This is a genomic window from Komarekiella delphini-convector SJRDD-AB1, from assembly GCF_014831675.1.
GTDB lineage: Bacteria > Cyanobacteriota > Cyanobacteriia > Cyanobacteriales > Nostocaceae > Komarekiella.
In genome coordinates, this window is the sequence record NZ_VJXY01000004.1 from 141,641 (window position 1) to 155,997 (window position 14,357).

Genomic DNA, 14,357 nt, shown 5'->3' on the forward strand with positions numbered 1-14,357 from the left:
AGTGATTACGGTGACACGTCAGGATTAATACTTCAATTTTAGTAAGTTAGTACGCTACTAAAAAGCCATGCTAATTCAATTCTGTTAGCACAGCGGGGCGTAGCCCATTGTGAATTCTGACTCCTGAATTCTTCTTTGTAATTAACAAATAATTATGCTTAAACCTAAGTCTAAATCTCAACCAGCTCGCCTTCTCAGTTACGGTCAATCTACCTCTACACCTATTGCAATGGCAATCACGGTAACAGCAGGAGGAACTATCTTATCTCTCCTATTGCAAATTGTAAATATTGGCATGAGTTCTAGTACAACTCGTCATGTTAAAGGTATGACAGTTGTTCAACTCCAAGATGGGTCTATTTCACCTGGTAAATTTGCTGCTCCCAACGAACGCGAAGACGAAACTATCAAACGCTTTATCTCAGATAGCATGATTAAAATGTTCGGTTGGAATGGAATAATCGAAGCAACAGAGAATGGCGAAAATGTTACCAAACCTGATAAAGGAATAGATGTTCAAACAACAAAAAATAGTAGAAAAAGAATTCCGACTAGAGCTTGGGAAGCTGCATTTGCACTATCTGAAAATCAAGATTTTCGGGCAAACTTCCTTAAAAAGTTAGCAGAAATTGTCCCAAATGGTGTATTTAACGGTGAAGTTCAGGTCTCACTCGTCACCCGCCATATCTCTGAACCCAGAAAAATCAAGGATGGAAAGTGGGAGGTTGATTATATCGGTACGCTTGTAAGCTTTGATAGAAATGAAAACCAAGGTAAAGGAATCGCCTTTAACAAAACAATTACTGTCGAAGCTGTCGATACTCCCAAATTACCAACCCAGCCAACTGAACTTGATAAAAGAATTTATTTAGTACGAGAACCAGGTTTAGAAATTACCCAAATAATTGATTATAATCTCGGCAAAAATAAAAATAATTAGTAATTAAGCATAAACTTATGTTACAGCTACAAGATGAGGTTTCAAATAAGCATGAACTATCTTCTGTAGATAGTCTTTTACCAATCGATAGCAAAAATAGAAAAGCTGTAGAAGATGAAATTGAATGTTCACAATATGAGGTAGTCGAAGAAGATGATATTGAAGTAGAAGACCCCGCGTTAATACAAACTAAACACGATTTTGTTACATCCCCCTGGTCAAGATTAGGAATTATTGGTGGTGCATTTGGGGCTGGGTTTCTAGTTATATTTGTTGTCCTCAATGGCATGATGAATGGGGGTGGTAAAAATGCCAAAAAACCAGAAGTAATCCTTACCCCTACTCCCACAGTTGCCACATCTGAGAAAAAAGAAGGGGATGTTTATGCCAAGCTTGCCCTCGCCAAGCAACAAGAAGAACTTGATGCACTAAATGGTAAAGGTAACAAGGAAGAAAAAGAGGAGAAAAAGGAAGCTACTGAAGAAGAACAATCCAAAAACAAAGAGAAAACACGCCCTATTCGCCAACGAAGGGTAGCCGCTCAACAAACTCCCCCTACTTATAGAAGACGTGTATACCGGGAAGAAGCATCCGAACCTGTTAGACCAACACGTAGAGTAGTCGCCTCACAGCCATCACAGCCAATACCACCCCTGCGTCCTAGCGCTCCTCTGCCAAAACTTGCCAAACAAATAGTTGCCAGCAACCAGAGTGTCGCCAAAGACCCAATAGCCGAACTCGAACGCCTGCGTAGTCTGGGTTCGGTTGGTCGGGTTGATTATATGTTAGCTAGTTCCACTGTAAGTGAACCTACAAACACAACAGTACAAGAAGTTACAGCAAACACTGAAGAAACATTACGCCCAGCAGAACAAAATACCAATCGCTCCCGTCGTCGCCGTAGCCGCCGCAGCGAGAATACCGAAACAGTTGCCAACACTCCCAATCAAGTTGAAGAACTGCGCCCGCGTTGGCAACCTGTAACCACAAATGATAGTACTCCTGAGTATAGCAATACTGATGACAAAGAGAACAATCAAGCTGTGCCAGTTATTTATAGCTTCTCGCTAGAACAACCACAAACTAACTCAGAACTTGCCAGCACCAAAGAACAAACCTTAGAATTTAGTTTTGCTGGTAATAAAGAAAACAACTCCACTCAGCAAGTCGAACGACTTGCAAATAACTACTTGCCAGAAGAAGCACAGATACTTCAAGAAACACAACCACAGTATCTAGTTGTCGGTTCGTTTGCAAGTGCAACCCTCGTAACTCCGCTCGTTATGCCCCAAATCAACAATAACGGTCGTTCCCAGGAGCAGACAAATACGTTACGGTTTGTAGCCCAGTTGAACGAGCCGCTTTACAGCAATACTGGCGAAATAGCCATTCCAGCAGGAACACAGGTAACTATCGCCATGATTTCGGTTGATAGCACATCAGGCGTGCGTGCCGAAGTCACGGCCATCCTCAAAGACGGAACCGAATATCCCCTATCACCCGGAACAATATCAGTCCTGGGAGAAGCAGGTTCCCCCCTAGCCGCCAGACCCTACGACGACAAGGGATCTGAAATAGCCAAGTATGATGCCACTTTAGGAACAATAGCTGGTATTGCCAAGGTAGGGGAAATTATCAACCAGCCAGATGAAGAAGTCACAGAAGATTTGCCTTTAGGTGGGACAAGAACCCGCAGCCGTAATAACAACCGCAACCTGGGAGCTGCCTTTCTTGAAGGTGCCTTTGGCAAACTTGGCGAAACAGTCAGCAAGCGGACAGAACGTGCTACTGACGAAATCAATCGCCGTCCCAATGTCTGGTATGTGCCTAAAGACACCAAAATCACAATCAAAGTCGATAGGTCAATCAAGCTGTGAAACTCAGATATATAGCCGACTTTAGTTTAATTATCCCTTGCGCGATCGCCTTTAGCGGGTGTCTCACCATTGCCACCGTGTTTGCACCAAACCAACTTGTACTGGCAAATACTATCCGTCAAGTTGCTGCGTCCCAGGTGTCAGGGGAAAATGCCCAATTGCAGACAGTTAAGGTCTGGCCCGGACATGGGGTATCAATATCGTTCTACAACACCAGAGAAGTCATCAAGAAAATCTGGCTGGATGACCCATCTAGGTTTGTTTTTGATGTAGACGGATGTCTTGAAGGCTTGGGTAAGTGTTCTAACAACAGTTCGGGTGCTGGACTAATTCATATTCGCCGCATCGAGACAGTCAAAATCCCCGGTTTACCACAAGCTTCTTACGGGGCGCACATGACGGTGATTACCGAATCTGGGTCAACAAGGAAAAGCTATCATTTTCGGATTGTAGCGGGCAGTGGCACACCAGAGTACAGCCAAATTGAAATTATTGGCGATACTCCCAGCAAACCTGAAGAAGTAAAACCAAAGGTCAGTTACACCGCATTATCTGATAGCAGACATATCGCTAAAGGAATGCAAGTTGCCTTAAAAAACCAGTGGGTTACTACAGACAGCAAGCTTTGGAAGCGTCTGAACCAACTTGTTGAGTTGCGATCGCAAGGAGAGGAACTTGTTGTCGCCGCCAGCACCACCGGAGTATCAATGCAGTTGGTTGAAAAACTTATGCTGCTAGGTGGAAAGCGCTTCTTAAAAATACCGCCACAGCGCAATAACACTCCCATAACACCAAATACAGGTAAAACAAACTTTCTCTTGAATCAATAATTTTTAAATAACCACTGATGTATAACGAAAATTTGACCTCCAACAACCAAATTTTAGATATCACAACCGAGGTAACTGCGATTGTACCAGTGAAAGCTGCAAGTCAGGAAACCACTCACAAAAAAACCAACCGAGCGCTTGAGTATCGGATGGAAAAGTTTAATAATTTACGCTACCTGATGGTAGCAGGACTTATTGCAGGACTTGCCCTACACGGGTTAATCCGGTTTGGAGGTAGCTACAATATCGGCAGTCTCCTATTCGGTGAGAAAGCGGTAGCTCAAACAGTTCCATCGAAGTATTCAAATTTGAACACTTTGATAGATAAAACAAAACAAACCAAACAGCCAGTCGCAACTAAATACGTCAATGGCGCACCCACACCCGATTGGAGCAGTATCACGTTCAGAAATATGAAATTTGGCGGTGCTGGCAGCGTCGAATTCCCTAATATCAAAAACCCTGGTATGAAGGAGACACGCACCTGGAGTACCGGACAAAGCCTTGCCGAAGTCATGGAATTAGGTGATTTTGAAGCAACTGAGTTCAATATTGAAGATTTCACGCTTGAAGATATCGCCAGCATCACAGGAATTAACCTCAAAAATCTCAAACTGTCAGATTTTGAGACACTAAAGTGGCAAACACTCGAAGACCTCGCCGAAGCAATCCCTAAGCTTGAAGATTCAGAAGTTGGAGCCATCCCACCAATTCAAGAACTAGTGACCAAAGTAACAGGCAGCACCGCAAGCTACCAAACTGTTGGTGAAGTGCTGGACAATTATCCCGAACTGGGAGAAGTGGAACTTAGTAAGTATGTCAAACTCGATAAGTATAAACTAACCAGCATCCCCGGTATTCAGGATGCACAGCTAAAGGACTTTACTAACTGGCAAAACACAACAATTAGTAAGGTTCCGGGATTGGCTGATGTGCCGTTCGATCAGTTCCCCAGTGTTCCCATTCCCGATGTTAGCTTTATCGGCAAAGTAGACTTACCCCTCGGTTCGCTTGAAAGTGGACGCTGGAAGTCAATAAGCGGGAGCTATCAAGCTGGGTTTAATGTCCCGTGCGAGAAAAAGTGCGGTCACATCGAAGTTTCGGGTAGTGAAACTATCGTTGGCGCACAATGGATGTCTGGTAAAGACCAAAACGTTAAAGGCGGATTCGGCATCTTGGGCAGCCTCAACGGTGGGAAAGAACCCACAGGTCGTCACCCCTTTGGGAAATCATTTAAACAAGTCATCTGGGATATTAACGAAGCGGACGGCAGTATCACCACCGCGATGTTCTTCCGTATCTGCAAGCGGGGATGGGTTGACTTGGGCTGCTCGCCCTACTTCATTGGCCCAGTTCCCTTCTTCACCTACCGCGAGATAGACCCAATTATCCTTGGTACACCCCTCACTGTACCGAAGAAGTAACAAGTAAAAAGGCAATCATAGAAGAATTTATCCTCTTGCCTTTAACTTTTGACTTGGAGAAGACACCCCACACAAATAACGGAGAAATATGCAACTTCACTTAGTAGCATATTTCTTCAACTATCTCATGCAAAATTAACACAGATTAATATGAATAATTATCTGTTTGCAACTGCTAAAACTAAGACTATTAGAGAAGTAAAAGCTAACAATAAAAATAGTAATACTGACTTTAGTAAATATACAGATAAGCTCATGTCACCTCAAGGTTTACTACTTGCAGGGGGAATTGGCTTAATGTTGCTTTTACAGCTTTTTAGTAACGGTAAAAAAGGCAAGCTTGCTACTAGCTATTGGGGTGGAGCAAAGGAAACCGCCCAAGCTAAGAAAAAAGCCTTGAAGCAAATCTTAGCTCCTAAGTGTGATAGTGCCAGCCTGTATATCGGAGTACATAGATACAAGGGTCAAAAATCACCCAAGGGGAGTGGGGGAGTACCAGTTTATGTACCCGATGTCCAGCGCGGAACTGCTGTAATTGGCGCACCTGGTAGCGGTAAATCATTCTCGGCTATCAACCCGATGATTTACTCAGCAATTGACCAAGGTTTTGGTATCGTACTATACGACTTTAAGTATGCCAGTCAAGCCAAAATCGCCAGTTATGCCAAATCAAAGGGGTATGACGTACACGTATTTGCACCAGGATTCCCCGAATCGGAGGTATGTAACCCAATCGATTTTTTACGCGACAGTAGCGATGCTGAGACTGCACGGCAGTTAGCTACAGTTATTAACAAGAACTTTCGCTTGTTGGGTAATGCGTCTGAGGATGCATTCTTCGGCCCTGCTGGCGATCAGCTGACGCAGGCTATCCTAATGTTAACCAAGGAGTTTGGCGATCGCGCTGATATTATGACGGCTGCGGCAATACTTTCCAGCGAGAAGATGGTCGAACGCTTGATGGCAGCAGCACTAAACCCCTGGATTAAGATAGCTTTTGGTCAATTATTTAGTTCGGCTGGCTCCGAAAAAACCGTGGCGGGTATCGCTGGTAGCGCTTCATTGATGTTCACGCGGTTCATGGCAAGGGGTACATTGGGATGCTTTGTCGGTAAAACAACCCTCCCCCTGGAGGTAAAACGCAAACAGATGATTATCTTCGGGTTAGACCGCGAACGCCGCGATGCTGTCAGCCCCCTGATGACCAGCATTCTCCACATGGTAGTTTCCCGCAGTATCGCCAAAAAACGCAAGGAAGATGGGCCATTAGTAGTATGTCTTGACGAGTTGCCAAGTATCTTCCTTCCAGATTTATTTAAATGGCTTAACGAATCTCGTTCCGAAGGATTCTGCGGTATCTTGGGTTGGCAAAATATGGGTCAGCTTGAAAAGATTTATGGTAAAGAAATCTCTAAAGCTATCCTCGGTGCGTGCGGTACAAAATTTGTTTTTAATCCTGGTGAAGAAGAATCAGCACGACTATTTTCTGCGTATTTAGGTGAAGAGGAAATTAAATATAAACAAAAATCTCGCTCAACTGGAGGGGGTAGGGCTAGCACATCTATCAGCGAACAAGAACGGACTCGGAAGCTATTCGAGCCTGCCCAATTCCTCAAATTACCACCTGGAAAATGTCTATTTATTAACCCAGCTTATAGTAATAAAAATGAGGGTTCAGTACCAATATTAAAAAAAATCAAAATCCCGAAATATATTATCGGAATTGAACAAGAGAACGATACTAACTGGGACAAAGTTATCAAGGGGCTTGCTAGGAAAAGTACCCAGAAAAAACCTACACAAGAAGATTTAGATTTACGAGTCAAGGAAGTAGATCGGAAGTTTCCTATCCCACAAGCACCCGTACAAGCAGGTAATGCACCGTTACCTGTTGATGCATACAAGAGCTTTTTCTAAAAACTTTTTAAGATGATATCACCTGAGCTTCAAGCAGAAATCAACAAATGCAAAACCTCCCCACGCTGGAATCACTTGTTTCCTCCCTACATTGAAAAGCACTATTTCGATTATTTGTTAGTTTACCATTGCGATCGCACAAATATAGAGAACATTTACTGCGATAAATTTTATACGGATGGCGCTCGTCCTGCTCTGATTATCATCCAGTTTGATAATCAACTGGTTTTTGTCAAACACAACCAGACTGTTTTACTTGATAGATTACCTGCACCATAATTAATATATGTTCGACCCCAGACAAACTCAAATTAATGAATCATATTTAGGTACAGCCGATACTGCAATTAAAACAAGTCGAGAATTAAGTAAAAAGCTCATCAATGCACTTACTGAGATAACTAAAGTAATTCTCGAAAAACTCAAAGAAGCTCAAGAAGCAAGTAAAATCGCAATTGAAGTTGGCAAAGACATTTACAATCTTGTACCTGATGAATCTACCCCTGGTGCGTATAAATGGGAAAAGGTAGATTTAACCAATCACAGTATAAAAAGTAATCAGGAAACTAATATTGTGTTAATGCCCGATCTATTAATGGAAGGTAAATACACAATAGAACCTTTTACTGACTATCAAGCACAAACAATTGCTGCAAGATTAGTAGAAGATGTACCCGATTTAAATAGTGATTATCAGCAAATAGGTGAGAGCGCTCTGAAAATCACAGCTTATTTAGAGTCAGATGGTTCAGAAAAACAAATCATTATCTACGAACAAGATAGCGAAGGTAAATGTATAACTAATCTCGTTACTGAAATACTTACCCAAGATGAAATCATAGATGTAGCCAGTGAACCACTTGTTAAGCTACTACCTCCATCTGCTGAAATTATTAAAAATAATGACGATACAAAAGAGTTATTATCTGATAATAAAAATTTAATTGCTACAGAAGATAATTTACTATTAGATGATAGTCAAATTTCTATAAAAACGGCTAATTTAAATCATAATATTCAAATAGAAAATCTGTCCAATGTTGCAGATAATATTTTATCAGAACTGCTAAATGAAGATAAGAAACAAAAAAATTCTGAAGTTGTAACCACACCAGTTAACTCATATTACGAAGAAGAGGAAACTGTGGTAGGTTTTCTAGATGATATCGATATTAGTAGTCCACCTGACTTTGACTCTCCACCAGATGTAGATTATTATCAGTCTCCTGTAGCCACAAACCATCCTGAAGCAGTAGAGCAGGAACCCAGCGAACAACAACCTGAAACTAACAGTCAAACAGCCGAATTAACTAGTTCACAGCAGTTACTACAAGATAAAAACAGCGAAAACAGTTCGCCCATAACTCAAGAAATAAACTCATCTGTTGAAATAGAAGCAGATGACAGGTTTGAAGATTATGTGGTCAATAATCGTCAAGAAGAAATCGCACAGTCCGAAGAAACGCTTCAAATCAGAGAGATAGTTGTTAGTAACTACCAACCTCAAGATAAAACTGAAGAAGAGGTAAATGAAAATGTAACTCCTAATCAGTTTTTTGCACAAGAGCCAGAGGAACTAGAAACTAGTAATCGAAAAAAATATGCACCTGAATTTACCTATCAAGAAGTAGCCAATTCCCAAGGTGTAGAGCCAGCACCAGCAGCGCAACAGTGGGCGCGTCAAGTTGAAGTACCTATTTATCAAATTAATAATAAACAAGCACGGGAGGAACGCTACAACGGGGAAAATAAAGACATTGCTGAAACCGCGATCGCAATGTTAAAAAAATACGGCACTCTTGAACAAGATGGGTCGCGTATTTACCGTAGCGATACATTTGTGATTCGCCAAGAGGGAGATACTGTTAGCATTCACCAGCGGAGTGATGAACTATTTGGCTGGGAAAACTCTTTGATGGATTTTAAACTCAACAAAAAAGAGGAACCCAAGATAACGAAAAAACCTACAGAAATGTTACCTGTTGAACGTCAGGAGTTCTTGATAGTAGCCGAGTACTTGAACGACAAAGGCAAGCTCCCTGACCTCAACAATGCCGATATCCGTGATGTAGCGAATAGCTTGGGAAGTCTTGCACCTGCTGGCACGATTAAAACCCTGGAAGTCTTTAAACAAAACGAGATGTTGCACACCCTCAATAATGTCCTCATCCAGGCTGATAAGGAAGAACTTACAGTAGGTGAATTTACCATTAAGCGGACTCGTGATCCCGAAAACAATCAAGCCAGCCTGCAATTATTTAAAACTACTGAACACAAAGGCACTCAGGAACTTGTCCGGTTTGACCTAACTAAAACCGAAGCTGGCATTACCAAAGAAGTCAGCAAGATGAACATCTCTGACTACGATATCAACCAAATTAAGTTTATTGCCCAAAACGCTAGCAAACTAAACTTGGAACAAATCTTTGGTAACGAACAATCTACCCCCGCAGCCGCAGCTGCACCCAAAGAACGAGTAATACAAGCAGCTGGCGATCTGCCTGTCAAAGTTCACCCTTATATCGCTGAGGAATGGGCGAATATGGTCAAGCATGGTAGCCCTGACTGGGGAAAGGCAATGAACCAGGGTAATGAAGAGATTCTTCAACGGATAAATGAGAATGACGGCAAGTTACCAATTGCCGACCAGAGGGAAATGTACTTCAAGATTATGACTTACAAGGCAACCGAAGCACAAAAGCAAGGGGAAAATACTATGGAATTTGTTGCTCTCAAGGACATTATGCAAGACCTACAACAATGGCGAGGGGAAGAAATTCGGCAGCAATATACCCCAACTGAACACATACCCTCCCCTCAACGGCAAACTGTGACTGCTGCTGCACCTCAAACTAAGTCGAGAGAAGTTGAACTGTAAACTACTTATCACCAAGTTTGCAAAGTCGCATTGACAATATAAAAACTTGGGTTTAGAAGTTACGCAAGTTTACCTCAATTGCAGAATTTAAAACTCAAAAAGCTTACTTTATAAGTTTTTCAATTTATTTAGATAAATAACACGATTAAAGGAAAAATTACTACGTATAGCTCACGCAGATACTCAGTGTAGTATTTTAAGCGAAAAATCAAAAAGTGAGCTTAACATCTGAAATAAAAAATAGAACCTCACCTATCAGAAGGTGGTTTGACTCTAGACTCAACCAGATAGTTCTTAAGATGATTACTAGCCATAACCAATTATTAGAAAATCAAGAAATTATCAGACCAATTGATGGGGTAGATTTTCCATTAGTAGGAAATGCGATCGCCAAAGCCCTTGCCAAGTATTTAGGAAACATCTATGAAGACCAAACATGGTTTACTAATTGTCTTGCTCAGGTTGGAGCAAAAGCCCTCAAAATATAATATGCCTTCGATTACTGTATTACAAATTCAAATTCACTTGAAGAATAAGCTCTAAAGTGTATGCTCTTGGGTGCATTAGAAAATTATGCTCGTAGCCGTAATATTCATGAGATTATTCAACCTTTTCTACAAGGAGAAAAAACCCTTCAGCTTGAAGCACAATACTTCAAAAAATGGCTTCCTAGTATCCAAGATACATCTCAAATTATCGGTATTGTACCCCGTACATGGCAAACAGTAGCTAATCAAGTAAGTGGAAATATTACCTGCAATGCTTCATATCCTTTAAGTGAATATCTTGGAGGTGCTGATTGCCAGATAATTGCTGGAAATACTCTCATCGATGTACGAACAACTGCCAAAAAGCGTCCCTTCTCTCTAGAAAATTTTTACCAACAAATAAGTTATGTCCTGCTTGATAGCAATGATACCTATAGTATCAATCAACTGGTCTGGTTTTACAGCCGCCAACAGTCGGTATTCTTCTATCCTACTGACAAAATATTCCGCGACTTGCAAGCAACAAGAGAAGAATTTAAGAAAATGATTCTTGATAACTATCACACAAATAGGCTAGCAGAACAAAACAAGTGTTTATATCTTCCCCAGTAAGGATAAAGATATGATTCAAGACTTTCAACTCAATCCTAGCTTCAATATCCACTTCGATGGTATGAAGTATCACGCCAAGATTCACTTTGATGATGCTTTTGAAACTGAAGCAGAAGAAATTCCAGAAAGTGATATGGCAACTCTTGCTACAAAAGTATCTAACCGTTGGCGGCAGTATCTTCTGCATATTGTAAATAAATACAGACAGTAATCTACTAGTTAGCCCTTTCCAAGCAGAGGGTTAACTTAACAAATTAAAATCAAGTTTTGGTCGTTTAAATACTATGAAATTAGGTTTCTATCCAGTATTGGGTAAGAGCGATTTTATTAGAAGCAAGGGTAAAAAAATCCCAATCTGGCAGTTGCTTGAGTATCAGCCGGTGGGCTGGCTATACTCACTCGCGATTAAGGCAGAAATTGTTCCAGATAGTCCTATTATTCATGACTGTGGGGCATTTAACTACCGTGACCAAGATATCCCCACTCTAAATGGTAAATATGTTGATGCCCACTGGTCTATTCATAGATATCGAGAACGCTCAAAGGTCGGCGATATTATTGTTTGTCCCGACCATTTACTTGTTGGAGAAAATATCAGGGAACGGCAAGAATACAACCTTAAACAAGCAGAAACATTTATCCAACTTGCTAAAAGTTATCTTCCCAACAGAATACCCCTAGCAGTCATCCACGGGCAGTCTCTCAGTGAACGCCTCGAAGTAGCAAAATATTTTTTGGGACTGGGATACCGTCATCTCGGCATCGGTGGGCTTGTTTCCCAGGCGAGAGAGTATTCGATTAACTTACACATTATCAAAACAATAACTCAAGTTGTGCGATCGCTAATTGACTGGGAACGAGTATTGTCGAAGGCGGGTGCAATGCCTGCGGCGGGCGTAGCCATCGCACCATTGCACAGCAACTCCACAGGAGCATTGAACGAGCCAAATGCTCACCTGCACGTTTTTGGATTATGCTCGCCCCAGTATGCCAAAGCTTTCATTCAGATGGGACTATCCTTTGATGGTTCAACTTTTATCCGGGAAGGACTAGGCGGTGGGATGTTCGTCAGCCACGAGGAAAAATTAATTCGGATACCAACCCACTATGCGCCAAAGTGCAACTGTCATGTTTGCAGGGTTCTCAACCGACATAGGATTGACCCTCGGCTGACAAACAAAGGACGGACGCATACTATGGGAAGAATCGCCCACAACCTCAATCTGGTGATCAGCACCTACAGAAAGTTCACTCCCAAGGAAAAAATCTACCTGGTTGCTGGATGTGGCAAGCAGCTTACCTACCCTGCTGCCGCCAAAGACTTATATTATTCCCAGCACTTTCAAGCGTGCCGTCGCTACGTAGAAGAACAAGAGTCAAGATGGTATATCCTCTCACCTTTACATCAAGTTATTAACCCAGAAACAATCATCAAACCCTACGACAAATCCCCCTATTCCTTATCTCATCAGGAACGCATACTATGGGCACAACAAGTAGCAGAAAGCCTCATACAAGTTGCGTCCCCGGAAATAGAGTTTGTATTCTTGACGGGCAAGCTTTACAGACAGGAGGTAACACCCATTTTACAAACAAAAGGATACGAAACAAAAGTACCAATGCAGCACCTAGCCATTGGACAGCAACTTGCCTGGATAAAGAAGGAACTGGAGCAAGAAAAACAGCTTGTTTTAGATATATAACCCAGCAGTAATAGCACCCAAATAATTTATGGAGACTACAAAGCGAGTAATTAATATAAGTGAAAAATTCGGTAGCTGGATTGTACTAGACAAACAAGGAAAGCAAGTATTATGCCAGTGTGATTGTGGAACCCAAAAACTTGTCTACAGTCACACCCTCACCAATGGTCGGTCAACTAATTGCGGTTGTAAAAAAAGAAAAGAATTCATCCCAGTTGGGGCAAACTTCGGGAGACTAAAAGTTATATCCGATGTAGAAGTTAAGGGGAAAAGGGGTGAACTACTACTCCTTACCTTATGCAGCTGCGGAACCCAAAAGTATATCAGTAAAAATAGCCTAAAAAGAGGGCTTACACAAAGCTGCGGATGCTTGCAGCGCGAAACCCTCAAGAGCGATAAAACTGTCCACGGCCACTGCAAAAGCCACGAGTATAACTCCTGGTTACACATCAAGCGCATCTGCTATAACAAGAACCACCATCAGTACAAGTATCATGGCGGGTGCGGAATTGAAGTTGATGCATCCTGGCGCGATAACTTTACCCAGTTCTTAAAAGATATGGGAGTAGCACCCGAAGGAACAGTCATAGCACGTATTGACCTAGAAAGTGACTTTGCTCCCGGAAATTGTCAATGGATACCTAGAAAAGAGCATTACCGTCAAATACATTTCTTAAAAAAAAAAGAATTATTCATTTCTCAAACTTTACCCAAACCAGTTGTTACAAATTGTGAGATTAATGTTTCACCAAATATTATTCGCGCAATTGTCAAAGCTCATGCAAATGGTGAAGCCAATATGAATAAACTTGCTACACAATATCAAATTAGCACTCAAGATGCAATAAATATTATCCTTCACCACGCTTAATCATAATTTTATTTTTAATAAAAGTGCGTCATCAATTATAATGGCGCACTTTTTATTTTCAATAAGTCATTGAATATTTTAAATAAAAATTAATCTGTTCATAGATGAATCACCACAGTTATTACACACTTTGTAAAGGTAATTATTAGGAGTAATTCAGCAATCAAGAATATCCAAAGTATTTTATCTGAGCATGAAGTTAACTGCACATGGCTAAATAATAGCGAGTTTTAACTAAGTGTTCATACAAATACGAAATCATTCCTTAGGTAGAAAAAGTAACTAAATTTTCTACCACAGACGAAATTATCAACTAGCTAGGCAAGCAAAACCTCAAGTCAAAATCATAAAAATTGTACATGCTAATACACAACGGCTCTTACATCTGGTTTCACGCAGGACAAACTACAAGATGGGGAACTATAAATGCGATTAAAGCATTGCCATACCTAATGATTGCATACCAAATCGACGGACAGTGGTACAGTGACCCCGATTTTTTACCACCCAAAAATCTAGAAGTAAAACCAACAATTCCTATAAGTTCAGCAATTATTCACATACCAAAAACAACAGTTGAGCTACAACCAATTGTTCAATTATGTGCAGGATTTAGAAACAGAAAAATTCACAGTCTTTGGGTAGTTAATGCTCCAGAGCAGCTATTGAAACATATCTTAGAGTGCAAGCAATGGAACAGTATATCACCCAAGCAACTATTAGAAACTCTGTATGAATTAATTCTTTATGGCTACGAAGTCAAAATACTTCCCGCCAAAAAGGAAACCATATCCCCAATCGAATGGATGGAATAGTA

13 protein-coding genes are annotated in these 14,357 nt (G+C 41.2%); all 13 read left to right on the forward strand.

Annotated features, from left to right (window positions below):
• The first annotated feature begins 154 nt into the window (after positions 1–154).
• On the forward strand, positions 155–940 hold the full coding sequence (locus FNW02_RS05810; protein WP_191756608.1) for a hypothetical protein: 786 nt from the start codon (positions 155–157) through the stop codon (positions 938–940).
• Between the two features lie 17 nt (positions 941–957).
• A complete protein-coding gene (locus FNW02_RS05815; protein WP_191756609.1) occupies positions 958–2,817 on the forward strand; it encodes a TrbI/VirB10 family protein in 1,860 nt (619 codons plus the stop codon).
• Positions 2,814–3,647 carry a hypothetical protein gene (locus FNW02_RS05820; protein WP_191756610.1) on the forward strand — a complete coding sequence of 278 codons (834 nt, stop codon included), beginning with the start codon at positions 2,814–2,816 and terminating at the stop codon, positions 3,645–3,647. The genes FNW02_RS05815 and FNW02_RS05820 overlap by 4 nt, the downstream gene beginning before the upstream one ends.
• Positions 3,648–3,664: 17 nt before the next feature.
• A complete protein-coding gene (locus FNW02_RS05825) occupies positions 3,665–5,071 on the forward strand; it encodes a hypothetical protein (RefSeq protein WP_191756611.1) in 1,407 nt (468 codons plus the stop codon).
• A gap of 150 nt (positions 5,072–5,221) precedes the next feature.
• The gene (locus FNW02_RS05830) at positions 5,222–6,988 is read left to right on the forward strand and encodes a type IV secretory system conjugative DNA transfer family protein (RefSeq protein ID WP_191756612.1); all 1,767 of its coding nucleotides are present in this window, start codon (positions 5,222–5,224) and stop codon (positions 6,986–6,988) included.
• A 12-nt stretch (positions 6,989–7,000) separates the two neighbouring features.
• Positions 7,001–7,267, forward strand: coding sequence for a hypothetical protein (locus FNW02_RS05835; protein WP_191756613.1), 267 nt, complete (start codon positions 7,001–7,003; stop codon positions 7,265–7,267).
• Between the two features lie 7 nt (positions 7,268–7,274).
• The gene (locus FNW02_RS05840) at positions 7,275–9,866 is read left to right on the forward strand and encodes a type 2 periplasmic-binding domain-containing protein (RefSeq protein ID WP_191756614.1); all 2,592 of its coding nucleotides are present in this window, start codon (positions 7,275–7,277) and stop codon (positions 9,864–9,866) included.
• 299 nt (positions 9,867–10,165) lie between these two features.
• Complete coding sequence (locus FNW02_RS38405) at positions 10,166–10,354, forward strand: hypothetical protein (protein ID WP_225225456.1); 189 nt, start codon at positions 10,166–10,168, stop codon at positions 10,352–10,354.
• Positions 10,355–10,414: 60 nt separating this feature from the next.
• Entirely contained in the window at positions 10,415–10,966 is a 552-nt protein-coding gene (locus tag FNW02_RS05845; RefSeq protein ID WP_225225457.1) for a hypothetical protein, read from the forward strand.
• Positions 10,967–10,976: 10 nt separating this feature from the next.
• Positions 10,977–11,177 carry a hypothetical protein gene (locus FNW02_RS05850; protein WP_191756615.1) on the forward strand — a complete coding sequence of 67 codons (201 nt, stop codon included), beginning with the start codon at positions 10,977–10,979 and terminating at the stop codon, positions 11,175–11,177.
• A gap of 73 nt (positions 11,178–11,250) precedes the next feature.
• Positions 11,251–12,669, forward strand: a complete 1,419-nt coding sequence (locus FNW02_RS05855) for a DUF6884 domain-containing protein (RefSeq protein ID WP_191756616.1) — start codon at positions 11,251–11,253, stop codon at positions 12,667–12,669.
• 370 nt (positions 12,670–13,039) lie between these two features.
• Entirely contained in the window at positions 13,040–13,540 is a 501-nt protein-coding gene (locus tag FNW02_RS38410) for a hypothetical protein (protein ID WP_225225458.1), read from the forward strand.
• A 359-nt stretch (positions 13,541–13,899) separates the two neighbouring features.
• Positions 13,900–14,355 carry a hypothetical protein gene (locus FNW02_RS05865; protein ID WP_191756618.1) on the forward strand — a complete coding sequence of 152 codons (456 nt, stop codon included), beginning with the start codon at positions 13,900–13,902 and terminating at the stop codon, positions 14,353–14,355.
• The last annotated feature ends 2 nt before the right edge of the window (positions 14,356–14,357 follow it).

Excerpts from the sequence above, each read along its gene's own strand:
- FNW02_RS05850 (WP_191756615.1), top strand. The coding sequence starts at position 10,977 with ATGATTCAAGACTTTCAACTCAATCCTAGCTTCAATATCCACTTCGAT.
- FNW02_RS05840 (WP_191756614.1), top strand. The coding sequence starts at position 7,275 with ATGTTCGACCCCAGACAAACTCAAATTAATGAATCATATTTAGGTACA.
- FNW02_RS38405 (WP_225225456.1), top strand. The coding sequence starts at position 10,166 with ATGATTACTAGCCATAACCAATTATTAGAAAATCAAGAAATTATCAGA.
- FNW02_RS05830 (WP_191756612.1), top strand. The coding sequence starts at position 5,222 with ATGAATAATTATCTGTTTGCAACTGCTAAAACTAAGACTATTAGAGAA.
- FNW02_RS05815 (WP_191756609.1), top strand. The coding sequence starts at position 958 with ATGTTACAGCTACAAGATGAGGTTTCAAATAAGCATGAACTATCTTCT.
- FNW02_RS05855 (WP_191756616.1), top strand. The coding sequence starts at position 11,251 with ATGAAATTAGGTTTCTATCCAGTATTGGGTAAGAGCGATTTTATTAGA.
- FNW02_RS05845 (WP_225225457.1), top strand. The coding sequence starts at position 10,415 with ATGCTCTTGGGTGCATTAGAAAATTATGCTCGTAGCCGTAATATTCAT.
- FNW02_RS05825 (WP_191756611.1), top strand. The coding sequence starts at position 3,665 with ATGTATAACGAAAATTTGACCTCCAACAACCAAATTTTAGATATCACA.
- FNW02_RS05865 (WP_191756618.1), top strand. The coding sequence starts at position 13,900 with ATGCTAATACACAACGGCTCTTACATCTGGTTTCACGCAGGACAAACT.
- FNW02_RS05810 (WP_191756608.1), top strand. The coding sequence starts at position 155 with ATGCTTAAACCTAAGTCTAAATCTCAACCAGCTCGCCTTCTCAGTTAC.
- FNW02_RS05835 (WP_191756613.1), top strand. The coding sequence starts at position 7,001 with ATGATATCACCTGAGCTTCAAGCAGAAATCAACAAATGCAAAACCTCC.